The following is a 16704-nucleotide window of genomic DNA, read 5'->3' as shown; positions in this document are numbered from 1 at the left end:
CATACGCCGGTGCTGGCGAACATCCGCCCGACCGGTTCGTACCTGATGGAAGATTTTTATTATGCGGGTGGCCTGCAGGCGATGCTGGGCGAACTTGGCGAGCTGATCGACCGCTCGCAGAAGACGGTGAACGGCCGCACGATCGGCGAGAACCTCGAAGGCGCGAAGATCTTCAATGACGACGTGATTCGCCGCCGCGCAACGCCGCTGTTGCCGAACAACGGCCTCGCCGTCCTGCGCGGCAATATCGCGCCCGACGGTGCGGTGATCAAGCCGGGCGCAGCGGACCCGAAGCTGCACGTGCATACGGGCCGTGCGGTGGTGTTCAAGGACTACAACGACATGGCCGCGCGCATCGACGATGACGCGCTCGACATCGACGAAACCTGTGTGATCGTGCTGCAGCATGCGGGTCCGGTGGGTGCGCCGGGAATGCCGGAGTGGGGCCAGTTGCCGATTCCGAAGAAGCTGCTGCAAAAGGGCGTGCGCGACATGTTGCGCATCTCCGACGCACGCATGAGCGGCACGAGCTATGGCGCATGCGTGCTGCATGTGGCGCCGGAGTCGTTCATTGGCGGACCGTTCGCGCTGGTGCAGGACGGCGACCTGATCGAACTCGATGTGCCGCAACGCAAGCTGAATGTGCTGGTGTCGGACGAGGAACTGGCGCGCCGCAAGGCGGCGTGGGTCGAACCGGCGCCGCGCTTCACGCGTGGTTACGGCGCGATGCATCAGGTGCATGTGATGCAGGCCAACAAGGGCTGCGACTTCGACTTCCTGCAACGCGAAGGGGCGGGCGGAGGGGCCACTAGCGGTAGTGCAGCCGAGCCGGAGATTCACTAAAGCTGAAGTTGCACAGGACTATCAAGGGGCGGTTTAACTGCCCCATGAGAAGTCTGACACAGCAAGGACCAGAGAGCGGCGCGCTGCGGGTTTATCCGCATCGCGTAACCAGCCACCCGATTCAATCACCGACCCGATACACTCGCCCCGTCTGCGCCCCTTCGACGCTGCGCAGATACGCCTGCGCCGCACGCTGCGCCGTCACTGGTTCGAAGCCGCGGAAATACGGAGCGTAAGCGCCTAGCGATTCAGTCAGCACGGTCGGGCTCACCACGTTGATGCGGATACCACGCGGCAATTCAATCGCCGCGCCGCGCATGAAACCTTCCAGCGCCAGATTGACGGTGGTGGCGTTCGCGCCTTCGCGGATCGGCTCGTCGGTCAAGATGCCGCTCGTCAATGTGAAAGAGCCGCCGTCGTTCACATACTGCTGCCCCACGAGCACCACGTTGATCTGCCCCATCAATTTGTCGCGCAGGCCGACCCAGAACTGCTCGACGGTCATCTCCGGTAGCGGGCCGAAATGCACTTTGCCGGTGGTGGTGACAACGCCATCCACCTTGCCGATTTCGCGGAACAGCTTTTCGATGCTTGCTGGGTCCGTGCTGTCGACGTGATACTGGCCGCGCGTTGCGCCGACCTCGATGACTTCATGACGCGCTTTCAATTCGGTGCTCACCGCCCGGCCTAATGTGCCTGTTGCGCCGATTACGACGATCTTTTTCATCTAAGACCTCTGAATGTTAAATGTGGCTTCGATTGTCGATGGCCCGCGCAGTGAGAAAAAGGGGGCATGGCTTGCAGGTCCTTAAACCTGCAGTTTCTAATCGGGATTCGCAGCGAAGATGATGCGCAACCTGCGCCGTTATTCAAACGGCGCGGGATGCACGAGCCCGCTCGCAGTCAGGCGAGAGAACCGAAAAGCAAACGGCGAATGCGCGATGCCACACGCCGTCATTTATTTCACGCGCTGCAGTTCGATCACGCGTGTGGGCCGCATGTGGTTGAGCGCGAAGTGAATGCGCCCGCGGTCCTGACGGCTTGCTGCGGTTTGCTCTTCTTCGAACTGGTGATCTTCGTCGTAGGCCGATTGCGGCCCGATCATCCCCTTGTCGATCACCGTATAGCCTGGCTCGAGGGCAAGCAGCAGATGATTACCGCCCACCCGGCTATCGAAGCCGCCGAGACCATCGCCGGCCTCCGGCACGCTGTTCACGAGCGTGGCGTTGGTGGTGGTGACTTCGTCCGGTCCGATAGGACTGTGGCCCGCGATTCGCGCCGCTTCGAGGTTCTTGCCATCGGTGTCGACGGTGCTGTCGTGGGTGCGGTCGTTGTGCAGCTCCGCGCTGCCCGGGTTGCCCGTACTCGGCGCGGTTACTAAGGGTTTGCCAGTGTCATTGCTGTTCATCATGCATTCTCCTAATAGAGTGCCCCCAAACCTGTCGCTTCGCGCCAGGCCCCCCGAGGTGGACCAATCCCCCAAGGGGACTTCCTCCGGGGCGGAAAGCTTGGGGCGGCCCGGCGCTTTCTTGATTGGCCACATGGTTGAAGTATCAGCAAAACTTGTTCCGGAGATCCCTGAGGCAAGTTGTACGCCTTCCGGTTCGCGCTTGCACACGCGTATGACATTCTTTTGATTTTTTTTAATCAACTCGTATTTTCTACAGAGTATGATCTTACTCCGACGAGTAAGCGCGGTTAAATTGACGGCTTCTGCCAAGCCGTTTCAGCGTGGCCGGTGGGAGACGACGACGCGCTGCTCGAACACTATATGAGGCAGTCAGGGCGGAGGGCGGGTGACACATGCACTTTGATGCTGCATTCACACATCGCGGCTACTTGCTTAACTGCGCGCCGGCGCGCGCGGGCGACGGAACTTGGCAACCTTACGTGGTCATCTCACGTTCCAGCGACGGCGAGCTGGTTGCCAACCGGTTTTTCCCTACCGATTTCCGCTTCGCCGACGAAGCCGCCGCAATTGCGCACGCGCGCGACTGGGCGGTTCGCTGGATCGACGCTAGCAGCGTTACTATCTGACGCAGCTAGCGTGGACGCAGCGCTGCACAAGCGGCGGTAAAACGCGGTAATCTCTGGGGACAATTCACTCTGAGCGTGCTTGTCGCACGGCCGCCGTCCTCACTATGCCAAACTCTCCTTCCCGCAACTGGGGCCTCGAACAGATCGTCGCTGATCTGCGCGCGTCGCGCGAGCAGTTGCATCGCACCCGCCATCCGCGCGGAATTCGCGACCTGCCGTCGCGCGATGCCGTCAGCAATATCGTCACTGGCCTGCGCGCCGCGCTTTTTCCGACCCACTACGGTGCGCCCGACCTGACCGACGAGACCGTCGACTATTACGTCGGGCACACGCTCGAGAGCACGCTGCGGCTGCTCGCCGAACAGATCCGTCGCGCGTTGCGCTTTCTGCCGGAACATGGCGAAACCTCGGACACGGTGCTAGGCGAGCGCGCCTTTGAAGTGGCGCGCGAATTCGGCACCCAGTTGCCGGGTATACGCGCGCTTCTGGTGAGCGACATTCAGGCCGCTTTTACCGGCGACCCGGCTGCGCAGCACATCACCGAAATCCTGCTTTGCTATCCGGGCGTCTGGGCGATGACGCACCACCGCCTCGCGCACGCGCTGCACCGGCTCGGTGTGCCGCTGCTGGCACGCTTTATCAACGAGATCGCCCATTCGGCAACCGGCATCGACATTCACCCCGGTGCGCAAATCGGACCGAGCTTCTTCATTGACCACGGCACGGGTGTGGTGATCGGCGAGACCGCCATCATCGGCGAGCACGTGCGCGTGTATCAGGCGGTGACGCTCGGGGCAAAAAGCTTTGCGGCGGATGTCGACGGCACGCTTATCAAGGGCAATGCGCGCCATCCGGTCGTCGAGGACGATGTGGTGATCTACGCGGGCGCAACGATTCTCGGACGCGTGACGATTGGGCGCGGCTCAGTGATTGGCGGAAATGTCTGGTTGACCCATAGCGTGCCGCCAGGCAGCAGCGTCTCGCAAGGCAAGATCCGCGAAAGCGATAGCCACAGCAATAGCAACAGCAATAGCAGTAGCAACGACGAAGGGCGGCGCTGATGGTCACGTCGTCGCCGTCGTTCGCCTACCAAGGCCGCTAACCGTGGCTGCCGGCCGCGTGCAGATGCCGCGCTGTGCGCTCGCCGGCGTAGAGGCGACCGTTGCAGAAACGGTCCGTGCGTTTCCACGTCATTCGCACGACCGCTTCGGCCTTGGGGTCATCATGCGTGGCGGTCATCGCTCTGCCAGCGGACGGGGCATGGTGGAAGCGCGCGCGAACGACGCGATCATGGTCAATCCTGGCGAAGTTCACGACGGCAGCCCACTCGACGAGCGTGGGCGCGCATGGCGCATGCTGTACTTCGAGCCTGCGCTGGTCTGCGACGCCGCGGCTGAACTGGCCCATGAGTGGGTGGGCACCGGTTCTCGTCAGATTGAATTGACCCAGCCCGTCGCGCACGATCCCTTGTTGAAGGCATTGTTCGAGCGGCTGTTCCTGGTTTCCGTCACGCTGGCGGACGGCGGGGACGCACTGGCGCGCGAAACGGCGCTGCTGCAGATGCTCGGATATCTCGGGCGCCACCACACCACGTTGACCTGCGCATCGACGCGAGCGCTAGCGGGTCCGATTATGCGCGCCAAAGCCCGCATCGACGACGATCCCGCAGCGGCGCTGACGCTCGCTGAACTGGCTGCCGAGGCGGGCATGAGCCGTTTTCAGTTGTTGCGCGGTTTCGCGCAGGCGATGGGCTTGCCGCCGCATGCGTATCGTATGCAGCGGCGTGTGGTGCTTGCCCGTCAACTGATCGCGCGTGGCACGACACTCGCCGATGCCGCGGCTGCCGCCGGATTCGCCGACCAGAGCCATATGACTCGCGCGTTCGTGCGTTTGCTCGGCGTGACGCCGGCTAACTACGCGAGCGCGATTCGTTAGGTCGCGGTCAGCGGCGTTGCGCGTCCGTTGCGCGCCTTTGTTACCTTCTCGGTTCGTCCTTCGTTTGCATGTGCTGATCTGCGGTGCGCAAGTGCAGCCCAAGCGCGCTGCAATTTCGTTCAAGACCGCCCGCCACGCGACTCTTAAGCTGGCCTTTCATTCAAATCATGAACGGCGGCTGCATGAATTCGCGCTACGTGGGTTATGTGTTTTGCGCTCTGGCGATGATCGGTGTCGGCAGCACGGTGATAGTCAGCAAATCGATCGCAGCGGGGCTGCCGCCGTTTTCAGCAACGGCCCTACGTTTTGCGATTGCGTTTCCCGTGTTCGTGCTGGTGATGCGCGTGCGTGGTGTTCGTTGGCCACGTCCTGGGCGGCGTGACGTGTTGCTGCTGATCGCGCAGGCAGGAGCGGGCAGCGTCGGCTATACGGTGTTTCTGATCAGCGGCATGAAGCTCGCATCGGCGGCGGATGCGGGTGTGATTGCGGGCACCTTGCCGGCCGTGTCGGCGCTGGTGGCGATGCTGGCGCTCGGCGAGCGGCCCGCGCCCTCGCTCATCGGCGCCATTGTTTTAGCCACTTTAGGCGTACTGGTATGCACCGTACATATCGACGAGCTCGCCGCACCGCGTGCAGCGAGCTCGCTCACCGGTAATGCGCTAGTGTTTGCGGCGATTGTTTGCGAGACCCTCTTCATTCTGCTCAATCGCAAGCTGCACACACCGGTGGCGGCGCTGCCGTTGTCCGCATTGATGAGCGGGCTCGGTTTTGCGGTGGCGATCGTACCGGCGAGTTTTGAACAGGCGTGGCGGCTGCCGTTCGACGCAGATGCGCTCGCCGGCGTTGTCTATTACGCCCTGGTGCCGACGGTGGGTGGATTCGTGCTCTGGTATGCAGGTGCTGCACGGATCACGGGCGCGGAAGCCGGGCTCATGACCGCGCTCGTGCCCGTCAGCGCGGTGGCGATGGCGGCGCTGCTGCTGCACGAGTCGGTGTCGGGCGCGCAGCTTGCCGGGGTAGCGTGCGTGCTAGGGGCGGTATTGCTTGCGACGGTAGGGCACATGTGGCGCATACCGCGTCGCTCAGCGTGATGTGGCGTGCAAGTCAGGAGGGCTAAAATTGCCGTTCTGCATGTCGGCCTTCCTCGTTGCCGCTTAGGTGCCTAGGTATTCGCGACTGCCACGATACCAGGATTGCCGACGATCGACAAAAACTCGCGGCGGGTCGACGGATCTGTGCGAAACGTGCCGAGCATGCGCGAGGTGACCATCGTGACGCCGGCTTTGTGTACGCCGCGCGTCGACATACATTGATGTGACGCTTCCAGAATGACACCGACCCCCTCAGGCTGCAGCACTTCGTTGAGGGTATCGGCGATCTGCACGGTCATCTTCTCCTGGATCTGCAGACGCTTGGCGAACGCATCGACGAGCCGCGCCAGTTTCGAAATGCCCACCACCCGATGACCCGGCAGATACGCGACGTGCGCGCGGCCGATGATCGGCACCATGTGATGCTCGCAATAGCTTTCGAAGCGGATGTCTTTCAGCACGATCATCTCGTCGTAGCCGTCCACTTCGGAGAAGGTGCGCGCGAGGATCTCGCGCGGATCGACCGAATAGCCCGCGAAGAACTCCTCGTAAGAGCGCACCACGCGCGCTGGCGTGTCCAGCAGACCCTCGCGTTGCGGATCGTCGCCGGCCCAACGCAGCAGCACGCGCACGGCGGCTTCGGCTTCATCGCGCGTCGGGCGGCCCAGGGCTTCGCTTTGTTTGGTCTTCTTTGCCTTGCTGCTCATCCTTCGCTCCTGTGAACTCGCATGTTGAATATGACCGCGGACGGTTGCGGCCATTGTTCCATGTTTCGCGTTGCGGCGTGCGTGGCGGCTGCCTTGCGGCCTGTGCGCCGTCCTCTGCTATAGCGTCGGGGGACTATTTTGGCCACTCGTCCAAAGCGTCGTTATAGAGTTCGGCGATGACGCTGCGCAGCCAGCTCGCCCGCGGATCGTTATGAAACTTGCGATGCCAGTGCTGCTTGAGGTCGAAGCGCGGCAACTCGAGCGGCGGTTCGACGAGCGTGATCGATGCATGTTCCGAAACGTACGCAAAGCCGATTGCGTGCGGCACCGTGGCAATCAGGTCCGTGCGAGCGAGGATGAACGGCAAGCTCATGAAGTGCGAGGTCTCCAGCACGGCGCGGCGCCGGATGCGCTTTTTCTCGAGAAATTGCTCGAGGACTTCCTGACTGCGGCCTTCGGCGCGCACCACGGCATGACCGGACGCGACGAACTGCGCCAGCGTGAGCGGTTCGCGTACGAGCCGATGGTCGCTGCGCATCAGACAGATGAAGCGGTGCGTGAAGAGGCGTTGCTGAAAGAAGTTGTTGCCCGATAGGTCCGGGAAGTAGCCCACTGCCAGGTCCACGTCGCCCGATTCGAGGCCGCGTTCGATCTGGGCGTGGGGCAGGGAGACCGAGCGCAGATTCGCATGCGGCGCGCGCTCGGCGAAGAGCTGTAGCAGGCGTGGCAGGAACACGATTTCGCCGACATCGGAGAGGGCGATCGAAAACGTATGCGTAGTGGTGGCGGGGTCGAAGTCTTGTGCGTCGAGCATGCCTTGCTTGATACGCGTCAGCGCTTCACGCGCTGCGGGGATCAACGCGAGCGCCCGCGGCGTCGGCTCCATGCCGCGCGAAGTGCGCACGAAGAGCTGATCGCCGAAGTACTCGCGTAGCCGACCGAGCGCCGTGCTCACGCGCGGTTGGCTGACGCCGAGGCGCTCCGCGGCGCGTGCTCACGTTGCGGGTTTCCTCCATCGCAACGAGGTACGGGATCAGGTTCAGGTCGAGGTCGGACATGCGGGCGGGGCCGGGGAGTATCGCTTAAGCGTATACACCATACCTCGAAAATCGCGTTGGTGGATATTGGGGAAAGCGCCGAGGATCCGCCCGTTTGAGGCTAGCCTGCCGGCGCGTCGCACCATTCCAGCAGCGCGTCGCGCACTTCTTTGACAACCGTATTCCAATCGCCTGGTTCGCGTTGGCGGAACAGGCGCATTGAGGGATACCAAGGGCTGTCATTTCGATCTGTCATCCAGCGCCAGTCAGCACCTGCGTGCAGCAGTGTCCACACCGGCAAGCCCGCGGCACCGGCAAGGTGCGCAACTGACGTGTCGACGGAAATGAGCAGGTCGAGCGTCTCAAGTATTGCAAGCGTGTCGGTGAAGTCTCGAATAGCTGGGCCTAGTGTATGCAAGTCGAATTGGTCCCCTAAGGCTTCGCTTTCGCGCTCGCAGTCCCCTTTCTGGATTGAATACCAAGTTGTTCCCGGCACTGCAAAAAGCGGCTTCAGCGCATCAAGGCGGATAGACCGGAAACGGTTAAGGACAAAGTACGGGCCTCCCGCCCAGACGACCCCAATTCGTCGATTTCTCTTACGTGCGGCTGCTGGCGAAGTTGCATCGATGCAAGCCTGCCAGTGGTCGAGCTTATCGGGCGATGCAACGATGTACGGCATGGCAATGGGGAGCATCGACTGATTGAGATTCATATGCTCTGGCATCCTTAGCATATGGCTCCAGTAGTCGTAAGGGCCAGGCGGTACGGCGGTGAACACGGCCCGCACTCCCGTCATGCTGGCCGCTATGCCCGCGATGGGCTGACTAACCAATACATCAACGATTGCGCCCTGTCTGGATAGCCACTCAGCGAACCGGATAAACTGGATTTCATCGCCGCGCCCCTGCTCGCCGACAAGCAGGAACATGCATCCGGAGACCGGTTCGCCTTTCCAATCAGGGAAATCTGGCCAAACCATCTCCTTGGCTTTGCCCGGCAGCGCGTAAAACCAGGCGTAACGCTTCCAGCCCTCTTCGAATTTACCCAGACTAAGCAACGTGCCCGCGAACTGGAACTGTAGATATGGGTTATGGGGCAGTAGTCTCGCGGCTTCCATACTGTGCGGTAAGCCTTCAGAATACCTGCCACATATGCTGAGTGCTCGCGCGGCATTGTGATGCAGAAGAGGATGAAGAGGGGCAATAGCGAGCCCCTGTCTTGTCACACTAAGCGCTTCCCTGAAGCGGTCGTTCGTGTTGAGTACGAACGCCAGTGACTTTAGCGCCTCAGCGTCCTCAGCGAAGCAGGTTCTGATCTTGGTGATAACGTCGTCAAGCCGTCTGGTGCGACGCGCTTTAATCAGTGACTCGATCATGTCGAGGCCGTCTTGCAGCTCTCCTGGGTCGAGCGTCCATGCTTTTAGCCAGTAGTCTGCAGCAACGTCAGTCTCACCGAGTTCCTTACTGATACGCGCGAGCGCACGGATCGCATGATGGAGTCCAGGTTCCAGATCAATAGCTTTTTCGTAGTGGGCCTTGGCTTCGACAAGTCGGCCCAATTGTCGAAGACAGTCGGCCAGATTCCGGTGCAGTGTTGCTGTACTCCCTGCAATATCGATGGCCTGGTGATAGAACCCTTCGGCACGGACATACTCACGTTTCAATGCGGCGATCAGGCCCGCATGCTCCCATAGTTCGGCAAGCTCGGGAGCGGCCTTTAACGCAAGTCCTATATGCGTATTCGCTTCATCAATAGCATTTGTATGCACGCACGCAAGAGCCAGGCGGTGCAGCGCGTGCAAGTTGTTCCGGCTTTCGGTCAACACCTTTCGGTAGTGACACGCCGCTTCACTCATGCGCCGCGCTGCGAAGGCGCCGTCGGCGCGTTCGATCATCGCGCCAACGTCTGAGCGGCTGAAATCTGCATTTGACATTATGACGGACCGACTGTTTACTAAATGTTGGTCATACCCCTGTGCCACCGAACTGACTGCAGGGGTATCGTTATCAGGTGACGCGCTACTGGCAGGGAATCGTGCCCGGACCACATAAGCCACGAGATTGATCGGGCGGAGTGTTGAACGCGCGGATGTTAGCGTTATCCACCGCCGTCTTGGCTGTTACTCTTGCATACCAGGTGCCTCCACCGGCCATTGCTAACCCGGCACAGGAAGCCGGCACCCCGCCTGTCATGATTGACGAGCAATCAGGTGACACCATGGATGCTGTACCTCCTTTGACTTCCAGCGTCGCGGCATCATTCGCCGAAGACGATTTGAGGTCAAAGCTGGTCGTCCATGTGGTGTTGACAAGCAGGCTTCGTACTGCTCCCGGAGCAACGATCGAAAAATATTGAACCTCGCCCTTAGCCAATGGAAAGTTCAATCCATACAGGGCGGCGTAATCGTTGTCGGAGAGATCGGTTACGAGAAGCGGCTTCACACTAACGGGACGCTTGACAGTGCTTACCGCCCCGCTGGTATCCGTCACCGTAAGTGTGATCGTGTATGTTCCTGGGTAGTCGTAGTTAATGACTGGATTGGTCGAGGATGTAACGACTGTATCAGGACGACCATCGCCGAAATTCCAGGCCCATGACCTGATGGGCGCACTACCGCGTGCCGTCGAGAGGTCCGTGCACGTGAGTTGCATGAGCTGCGCGCTTTGCGAGCATTCGAAGTCCGCGGCTGCTGGAATTTTTCCCGACCTGGCAGCGATGACCGTGGCGTACGCGTCAACGATCCCTGATCCAATAGGCTGATCCGGCCCACTGCCCGGAAACGGCTGTACATTCTGCATAAGCAGCGTCCGCATTTCCGCGGGCGTCAGGGGTCTGGGAGCAACTGACTGGGCAAGCGCCATCACGCCACTTACCGCGGGCGTAGCCATCGACGTGCCGGACATATATCCGTAGCTTTCGCTACCAGGCGCCGATGTCCCGTTGTTGTAGGAGGACCAGATTGAATCAGCCGGCGCGGCAACATCGACTGTTGCGCCGAAGTCCGAGTCAACCCATCTTGCTCCAGGGCGGTTAATTCCGCCTACACTGACAGTGCCGCGACAGTTTGCTGGTTCGTAATTCGACGCGTCAACTGAGTTGTTGCCTGCGGCGGCCGCGACCATCGATCCCTGACTGATTGCGTAGTCGATGGCCTTCTGGAAAGTGGTCTCGCACATACCGAGACCACCCAGGCTAACGTTGATGATCTTTGCCGGATAGGGGTTCACGGGAACACCCGGAACGGTTCCGCCAGCGGCCCAGGTGATGCCATCAGCAATATCGGACGTGTATCCGGTTCCGCAAGCGTTAAGCACCCGCACCGGAACCACCTTCGCGCCTGGCGCGACCCCGGCGATTCCGACACCGTTGTTGGTTAGCGCTGCAGCGATACCCGCTACGTGCGTGCCATGCCAGACGACGCTGCAGTTTTTCTCGGTCGTGATCCCAGGATTCATGCCGGTTCCACCTCTATTGCTGGAGGTGAAGTCGTACCCGGGCAGGATGTTTGCGTTCAGGTCACTATGGCTCGTTACACCGTTATCCACCACCGCGATAACGACACCGGATCCGTTCGCAACATCCCACGCTCCTTCGGCCCGAATGCCCGCAGTGGTGACGCCGGGTTTCTGGTTAGACGTGAGTCCCCATTGTTTGCTGTATTCCGGATCGTTCGGGGCCATGCTCACCGTCATCACCGTATCTGGCTCAACATATTCAACATTCGGGTCAGACGCGATCGCCCGCATGAACGCCTTGGCTTCCTTAGCATTCAGTTTGCGCTCTGTTGTGACGACATCCGATCCGATACCCATACGTCGTAAATGGTGCGCCCTGGCGGGGAAGGCGCTCGCGAGCCTGTCGAGTTTCGACTGGGCTGCTGTGGTAGAAACGCGTTCCGCGCTGCCTGTTTTGTATCTGATGATGAAGCGATCGGTAGACGTGTCTGGAGCAATGCTGCTCGTATTCATTTTTAACGACGTGGCCAGAGTAACGGCGCTAGAACTCGCGGCGCTTGCCGCCGCCGCTACCTCCGCCGTGCTTTGCGCAGCGGGAGATGCAGCGGAAGTCGGGTCCGTGCCGCTGTCCCCGCCACACGCTGTGAGTGCTAGCGAAAGCGCAATGCAGACGCTGCCGGAAAGTACGCGTTGGGTGCTTCTCTCTGACCACAGCAAGCTGAGCCTGTTGATCGACCTGTAGAGTCCGGGCGTACCTTCGTTGTGTCTCTTTGTTCGCATTGTTCGTTCATCCCTCTCACGGATGTGAGTTCTGGCATTGCAGACCGATATGCGAGCGCGACCCACATTCCGACCGCATGCCGGATTTGATTAAATTAATATTCCTAACTAATAGGTGTTCTGCAGGCACGTCGCCGTACGACACTCCTCCTCGTGTAGCGCGCACGCTATGTTTGTCTACGGAGATTCCTGATTGAGATAATAATTATCTTAAACAAGATAAAAAATCAGGCACTTCTTCTCGTTAATCAGAAGATTTACCTGGCGCGTGAGATTTCGCGCTAGCCCGATATCTTCCGTTGCGTGAGGCGCACGCGGGCGGTGGCGAGACGGAAGGACATCCAATAGGCGGAACGCGAACCGCTCCGCAAGAGGGAAACTAGATCAACCTCCCTCCGCTGCACTTCCCCGCAGAAAAGCGGATCATGGATATCCCCGCCTTGACAAGCAGAACGGCCGCCTTTCATAATGCGCGAGTGCGTTCGCTAAACGAATCAGTGTTCGTGTAGCGAACAAATTGCGAATCAATCGCGTGTTGACCTCATCTGGTCTGCGCGCCATGACAAGGGCGTGGAGACCGTCCCGCGTGTTGTTCCGCATGGCTCGCCAGCAAGGCGCGCCATGCGGATCGAGCGGCACGGTGCGGCGCGTCCCAAAGGGAATTCGACATGATCAACAAGATTTTCCAGTCACTTCAGTCGGCGGTCGCCGATGTGCACGACGGTGCGACCGTCATGATTGGCGGCTTCGGCACGGCCGGTATGCCGTCCGAACTCATCGACGCGCTGATCGAACAGGGCGCGCGCGAGCTCACCATCGTCAACAACAATGCGGGCAATGGCGACATCGGCCTGGCCGCGTTGCTCAAGGCCAAGCGGGTGCGCAAGATCATCTGTTCGTTTCCGCGCCAGACGGACTCCTACGTGTTCGACGCGCTCTACCGCGCCGGTGAAATCGAGCTCGAACTCGTGCCTCAGGGCAATCTGGCTGAACGCATTCGTGCAGCCGGCGCAGGCATCGGCGGCTTCTTCACGCCAACCGGCTACGGCACGAAACTCGCCGAGGGCAAGGAAACGCGTCTGATCGACGGCAAGCATTACGTGCTGGAGTCGCCGCTGCACGCCGACTTCGCGCTCGTCAAGGCGTTCAAAGGCGATCGCTGGGGCAATCTGGTCTATCGCAAGACGGCGCGCAACTTCGGGCCGATCATGGCCAGCGCGGCGAAAACTGCCATCGTGCAGGTATCGAAAGTCGTGCCGCTCGGCGAGCTCGATCCCGAAGAGATCGTGACGCCCGGCATCTTCGTGCAACGTGTGATTGAAGTGCCGCAAGCCACGCATCAAGCCGAGCTCGCATCTGCGACGGCTGCCTGAGGAGACCTGACATGAAAAAACTGACTCGCGATGAAATGGCCAGGCGCGTCGCCCAGGACATCCCTGAAGGCGCGTATGTGAACCTCGGCATCGGCGTGCCGACGCTGGTGGCCAACCACCTCGCTGCGGACAAGGAAATCTTCCTGCACAGCGAAAACGGTTTACTGGGCATGGGCCCGGCGCCCGCGAAAGGCGAAGAGGACGACGAACTGATCAATGCCGGCAAGCAGCACGTCACGCTGTTGACTGGCGGTGCGTTCTTTCACCATGCGGACTCGTTCGCAATGATGCGCGGCGGCCACCTCGACTTCTGCGTGCTCGGCGCGTTTCAGGTGTCGGCCAAGGGCGATCTCGCTAACTGGCATACGGGCGCACCGGACGCGATTCCGGCGGTCGGCGGGGCGATGGATCTGGCGATCGGCGCGAAGCAGGTCTACGTGATGATGGAACACCTGACCAAGCAGGGTGAGAGCAAGATCGCCGCGGAATGCACTTACCCGGTGACGGGCGTGGAATGCGTCGATCGCATCTATACGGATCTGGCCATGATCGACGTGACCGCCGATGGTCTCGTGGTGCGTGAGATCTTCTCGGATATCGACTTCGATGCGCTGCACAAACTGACCGGCGTACCGCTGATCGACGGCACCAAGGCGGCACGCGCCGCGTGACGTTGGCGTGGCGTTTGGCGACAATGGCGTCTAATGCGCCAAACAGCGTGCCGGACGCCGCCCATCCTCCGCTTGCGCTTAGACCGGCGCAGGCGGACGATATCTTCTTCTCCGTTTTGCCGACTCCATCATGCTCGAAGCCAGCGCCCGTCTGACCGGTCTCCTCTGCGGCACGCAGCCAATGAACGACATCTGGTCGCCACGCGCAACGCTGCAAAGCATGCTTGATGTCGAAGCGGCGCTTGCACGGGCGTCAGCGGCGCACAAAGTGATCCCGCAGTCGGCGGTGGTCGCGATCGAGTCGGCCTGCCATGCGGATCAACTGGATGCCGAAAGCCTCGCGCGTGACGCCGCGCTCGGCGGCAACCTTGCCATTCCCCTCGTCAAGCAACTGACCGCACGCGTTAAGGCGGCGGACGCGGAAGCATCGAAATACGTCCATTGGGGCGCAACCAGCCAGGACATCATCGATACCGCGACCGTCCTGCAACTGCGCGACACCTTCGATCTGCTTGACAGTCATCTGCAATCGACCTGCACGGTGCTCGTCGCGCTGGCGCGCAGGCATCGCGCCACGCCGATGATCGGCCGCACCTGGTTGCAGCAGGCGCTGCCCATCACGCTGGGGCTGAAGTTCGCGCAGTGGCTCGACGCGTTGCTGCGCCATCATGAGCGGCTCGCTGCGTTGCGCACGCGGGTGCTGGTGCTGCAATTCGGCGGTGCAGCCGGCACGCTCGCGAGCCTGCGCGACGCCGCACCGGCGGTGACGCAAGCGTTAGGCGCAGAACTGAACCTGACCGTGCCTGCGGTACCGTGGCACACGCAGCGCGATCGCATGGCCGAAACCGCTTCGTGGTTCGGTATGCTGATCGGCACGCTCGGCAAGATTGCCCGCGATATCTCACTGCAGATGCAAACCGAACTCGGCGAACTGGCCGAACCGGCTGCGGCGGGCAAGGGCGGTTCATCGACGATGCCGCATAAGCGCAATCCAGTCGGCTGCGCGGCCGTGCTGACCGCCGCGACGCGCGCGCCCGGCCTCGTTGCCACCGTGCTGTCGGGCATGGTGCAGGAACACGAGCGCGCCCTTGGCGGCTGGCAGGCCGAATGGGACGCGTTGCCCGATCTCGCCCGTCTCGCAGGCGGTGCGCTTGCCAACATAGAACAGATCGTGAGCGGTCTGGACGTCAACGTCGAGCGTCTCGCAGCGAACCTCGAGGTCACTCACGGCCTGATTCTCGGCGAATCGGTGATGCTTGCGCTCGGCGACAGCATCGGCCGGCTCGACGCACATCATCTGGTTGAGCGTGCCTCGAAAACGGCGGTGCAGTCGGGGCAGACGCTTTTCGACGTGCTCGCAGCGGATCCCGCAGTCACCCAACATCTCTCGGTCGAGCAATTGCAGCGCCTGCTCGATCCGGCTCAATACGTCGGCCAGGCGCACGCGTATGTAGACGCAGTGCTGGCCCTTCATGACGAGCGCGCTGGCCGCGCCACCTCAGAGGAGTAAAGGAATGCCCTACGCCGCAGTCAACGGCATCGAGCTTCACTATCGGATCGATGGCGACCGCCACGGACATGCCCCGTGGATCGTGCTGTCGAATTCGCTTGGCAGCGACATGTCCATGTGGACGCCCCAGGTTGCAGCACTGTCGAAGAAGTTTCGCGTCTTGCGTTATGACACACGCGGACACGGTCACTCCGAGGCGCCGAAAGGGCCTTACACGATCGAACAGTTGACCGGTGACGTGCTGGGCCTGATGGATACGCTGAAGATCGCCACGGCGAATTTCTGCGGCCTGTCGATGGGCGGCCTGACCGGCGTTGCTCTCGCGGCGCGTCACGCGAATCGCTTCGAGCGCGTCGTGCTGAGCAACACGGCGGCGCGCATCGGCTCGCCGGAAGTGTGGGTGCCGCGTGCCGAACGGGCGCGTAAAGAAGGCATGCTGGTGCTCTCGGAAGCGGTCTTGCCACGCTGGTTCACCGGCGAATTTATCGCCCGCGAACCGCTGATGTTCTCCGTGATCCGCGATGTTTTCGTCCACACGGACAAGGAAGGCTACGCCAGCAACTGCGAAGCGATCGACGCCGCGGACCTGCGTCCCGAAGCCCCTGGCATCAAGCTGCCGGCGCTGGTGATCAGTGGTACGCATGATGTCGCGGCGACGCCGGCGCAAGGCAAGGAACTGGCCGCGGCGATTCCTGGCGCCCGTTATGTCGAACTGGATGCCTCGCATATCTCCAACATCGAGCAGGCAGACACGTTTACGAAGACCGTGCTCGACTTCCTCACGGAGCAACAATGAACGACGACGAACGTTATGAAGCAGGACTGAAGACGCGCCGCAAGGTGCTGGGCGACGGGCACGTCGAGCGGTCGTTGGCCAACCGCACCGAGATCACCGAGGAATTCCAGAACTTCATCACGCGCTATGCATGGGGTGAAATCTGGACGCGCGACGGTTTGCCCCATCACACGCGCAGCCTGATCACCATTGGCCTGATGGTCGCGCTCAATCGCAGCGAGGAACTCGCCTTGCATCTGCGCGCTGCGAAGAACAATGGCGTGACGCGTGACGAGATCAAGGAAGTGCTGCTGCAGACCGCGATCTATTGCGGCGTGCCGGCCGCGAATTCGGCTTTCCATCTGGCCGACAAGCTGTTCCGCGAAGATGATGCCGCCGCGAAGGCGTGAACGTTACGCGTGATGCGGTGTTCGATGACACGCCGTGTTTCGTTGCGGAGCGTTAGACCAGAAAGATAAAGGGCGACAGG

The 16704-nt window shown here is 61.2% G+C and carries 16 protein-coding genes and 1 pseudogene; 11 read left to right on the top strand and 6 right to left on the bottom strand.

The genetic code is table 11. The annotated features are described in order from the left end of the window. Window positions 1-843, top strand: an 843-nt coding sequence (locus P3T40_RS02610; protein ID WP_429266107.1) for a dihydroxy-acid dehydratase, incomplete at its 5' end; no start/stop codon positions are given. A 121-nt stretch (window positions 844-964) separates the two neighbouring features. Here P3T40_RS02610 and P3T40_RS02605 read toward each other — a convergent pair. Both P3T40_RS02605 and P3T40_RS02600 read right to left on the bottom strand, forming a co-directional pair. Next, entirely contained in the window at window positions 965-1570 is a 606-nt protein-coding gene (locus tag P3T40_RS02605) for a short chain dehydrogenase (protein ID WP_429266106.1), read from the bottom strand. 231 nt (window positions 1571-1801) lie between these two features. After that, a complete protein-coding gene (locus P3T40_RS02600; RefSeq protein ID WP_429266105.1) occupies window positions 1802-2254 on the bottom strand; it encodes a DUF3005 domain-containing protein in 453 nt (150 codons plus the stop codon). A gap of 392 nt (window positions 2255-2646) precedes the next feature. On the opposite strand from P3T40_RS02600, the gene P3T40_RS02595 reads away from it, so the two are divergent. The 4 genes from P3T40_RS02595 to P3T40_RS02580 all read left to right on the top strand — a co-directional run bounded on the left by P3T40_RS02595 (window position 2647) and on the right by P3T40_RS02580 (window position 5906). Next, entirely contained in the window at window positions 2647-2880 is a 234-nt protein-coding gene (locus P3T40_RS02595) for a hypothetical protein (protein ID WP_074296310.1), read from the top strand. Between the two features lie 104 nt (window positions 2881-2984). Beyond that, the gene (gene epsC, locus P3T40_RS02590) at window positions 2985-3941 is read left to right on the top strand and encodes a serine O-acetyltransferase EpsC (protein WP_429266104.1); all 957 of its coding nucleotides are present in this window, start codon (window positions 2985-2987) and stop codon (window positions 3939-3941) included. 64 nt (window positions 3942-4005) lie between these two features. Beyond that, the gene (locus tag P3T40_RS02585; RefSeq protein ID WP_429266128.1) at window positions 4006-4815 is read left to right on the top strand and encodes an AraC family transcriptional regulator; all 810 of its coding nucleotides are present in this window, start codon (window positions 4006-4008) and stop codon (window positions 4813-4815) included. Window positions 4816-4997: 182 nt separating this feature from the next. Beyond that, the gene (locus P3T40_RS02580; protein ID WP_429266103.1) at window positions 4998-5906 is read left to right on the top strand and encodes a DMT family transporter; all 909 of its coding nucleotides are present in this window, start codon (window positions 4998-5000) and stop codon (window positions 5904-5906) included. 71 nt (window positions 5907-5977) lie between these two features. On the opposite strand, the gene folE is transcribed toward P3T40_RS02580, so the two are convergent. The 4 genes and pseudogenes from folE to P3T40_RS02560 all read right to left on the bottom strand — a co-directional run bounded on the left by folE (window position 5978) and on the right by P3T40_RS02560 (window position 11618). Beyond that, window positions 5978-6613, bottom strand: a complete 636-nt coding sequence (folE, locus tag P3T40_RS02575; protein WP_429266102.1) for a GTP cyclohydrolase I FolE — start codon at window positions 6611-6613, stop codon at window positions 5978-5980. A 133-nt stretch (window positions 6614-6746) separates the two neighbouring features. Beyond that, window positions 6747-7671: pseudogene (locus P3T40_RS02570) on the bottom strand (LysR family transcriptional regulator). A 100-nt stretch (window positions 7672-7771) separates the two neighbouring features. Next, window positions 7772-9583, bottom strand: a complete 1812-nt coding sequence (locus P3T40_RS02565; RefSeq protein WP_429266101.1) for a tetratricopeptide repeat protein — start codon at window positions 9581-9583, stop codon at window positions 7772-7774. Window positions 9584-9668: 85 nt separating this feature from the next. Further along, entirely contained in the window at window positions 9669-11618 is a 1950-nt protein-coding gene (locus P3T40_RS02560; RefSeq protein ID WP_429266100.1) for a S8 family serine peptidase, read from the bottom strand. On the opposite strand from P3T40_RS02560, the gene P3T40_RS02555 reads away from it, so the two are divergent. From P3T40_RS02555 to pcaC, 6 genes are all read left to right on the top strand, one after another. Then, window positions 11602-11847, top strand: coding sequence for a hypothetical protein (locus P3T40_RS02555; RefSeq protein WP_429266099.1), 246 nt, complete (start codon window positions 11602-11604; stop codon window positions 11845-11847). The two genes, P3T40_RS02560 and P3T40_RS02555, sit on opposite strands and share 17 nt — an antisense overlap. 706 nt (window positions 11848-12553) lie before the next feature. Further along, window positions 12554-13258 (top strand): 3-oxoacid CoA-transferase subunit A, encoded by a 705-nt coding sequence (locus tag P3T40_RS02550; RefSeq protein WP_429266098.1) that lies wholly within the window; start codon window positions 12554-12556, stop codon window positions 13256-13258. A gap of 11 nt (window positions 13259-13269) precedes the next feature. Further along, window positions 13270-13929, top strand: coding sequence for a 3-oxoacid CoA-transferase subunit B (locus tag P3T40_RS02545; RefSeq protein WP_429266097.1), 660 nt, complete (start codon window positions 13270-13272; stop codon window positions 13927-13929). 130 nt (window positions 13930-14059) lie between these two features. Further along, window positions 14060-15439 carry a 3-carboxy-cis,cis-muconate cycloisomerase gene (locus tag P3T40_RS02540; RefSeq protein WP_429266096.1) on the top strand — a complete coding sequence of 460 codons (1380 nt, stop codon included), beginning with the start codon at window positions 14060-14062 and terminating at the stop codon, window positions 15437-15439. 4 nt (window positions 15440-15443) lie between these two features. Then, on the top strand, window positions 15444-16235 hold the full coding sequence (pcaD, locus tag P3T40_RS02535; RefSeq protein ID WP_429266095.1) for a 3-oxoadipate enol-lactonase: 792 nt from the start codon (window positions 15444-15446) through the stop codon (window positions 16233-16235). Continuing rightward, the gene (gene pcaC, locus P3T40_RS02530) at window positions 16232-16624 is read left to right on the top strand and encodes a 4-carboxymuconolactone decarboxylase (protein WP_429266094.1); all 393 of its coding nucleotides are present in this window, start codon (window positions 16232-16234) and stop codon (window positions 16622-16624) included. The genes pcaD and pcaC overlap by 4 nt, the downstream gene beginning before the upstream one ends. Window positions 16625-16704 lie beyond the last annotated feature (80 nt).

This window comes from Paraburkholderia sp. EB58, from assembly GCF_050436665.1.
Taxonomy (GTDB): Bacteria; Pseudomonadota; Gammaproteobacteria; order Burkholderiales; family Burkholderiaceae; genus Paraburkholderia.
Note: the sequence above shows the minus strand (reverse complement) of the source record. Positions and strands in the feature narration are given on the sequence as shown.

What these genes read in the sequence shown, in the direction of transcription:
- P3T40_RS02605 (WP_429266106.1), bottom strand. Translation starts at nt 1,570, where the DNA reads ATGAAAAAGATCGTCGTAATCGGCGCAACAGGCACATTAGGCCGGGCG.
- P3T40_RS02600 (WP_429266105.1), bottom strand. Translation starts at nt 2,254, where the DNA reads ATGATGAACAGCAATGACACTGGCAAACCCTTAGTAACCGCGCCGAGT.
- P3T40_RS02595 (WP_074296310.1), top strand. Translation starts at nt 2,647, where the DNA reads ATGCACTTTGATGCTGCATTCACACATCGCGGCTACTTGCTTAACTGC.
- epsC (WP_429266104.1), top strand. Translation starts at nt 2,985, where the DNA reads ATGCCAAACTCTCCTTCCCGCAACTGGGGCCTCGAACAGATCGTCGCT.
- P3T40_RS02585 (WP_429266128.1), top strand. Translation starts at nt 4,006, where the DNA reads ATGCCGCGCTGTGCGCTCGCCGGCGTAGAGGCGACCGTTGCAGAAACG.
- P3T40_RS02580 (WP_429266103.1), top strand. Translation starts at nt 4,998, where the DNA reads ATGAATTCGCGCTACGTGGGTTATGTGTTTTGCGCTCTGGCGATGATC.
- folE (WP_429266102.1), bottom strand. Translation starts at nt 6,613, where the DNA reads ATGAGCAGCAAGGCAAAGAAGACCAAACAAAGCGAAGCCCTGGGCCGC.
- P3T40_RS02565 (WP_429266101.1), bottom strand. Translation starts at nt 9,583, where the DNA reads ATGTCAAATGCAGATTTCAGCCGCTCAGACGTTGGCGCGATGATCGAA.
- P3T40_RS02555 (WP_429266099.1), top strand. Translation starts at nt 11,602, where the DNA reads ATGCTGCTCGTATTCATTTTTAACGACGTGGCCAGAGTAACGGCGCTA.
- P3T40_RS02560 (WP_429266100.1), bottom strand. Translation starts at nt 11,618, where the DNA reads ATGAATACGAGCAGCATTGCTCCAGACACGTCTACCGATCGCTTCATC.
- P3T40_RS02550 (WP_429266098.1), top strand. Translation starts at nt 12,554, where the DNA reads ATGATCAACAAGATTTTCCAGTCACTTCAGTCGGCGGTCGCCGATGTG.
- P3T40_RS02545 (WP_429266097.1), top strand. Translation starts at nt 13,270, where the DNA reads ATGAAAAAACTGACTCGCGATGAAATGGCCAGGCGCGTCGCCCAGGAC.
- P3T40_RS02540 (WP_429266096.1), top strand. Translation starts at nt 14,060, where the DNA reads ATGCTCGAAGCCAGCGCCCGTCTGACCGGTCTCCTCTGCGGCACGCAG.
- pcaD (WP_429266095.1), top strand. Translation starts at nt 15,444, where the DNA reads ATGCCCTACGCCGCAGTCAACGGCATCGAGCTTCACTATCGGATCGAT.
- pcaC (WP_429266094.1), top strand. Translation starts at nt 16,232, where the DNA reads ATGAACGACGACGAACGTTATGAAGCAGGACTGAAGACGCGCCGCAAG.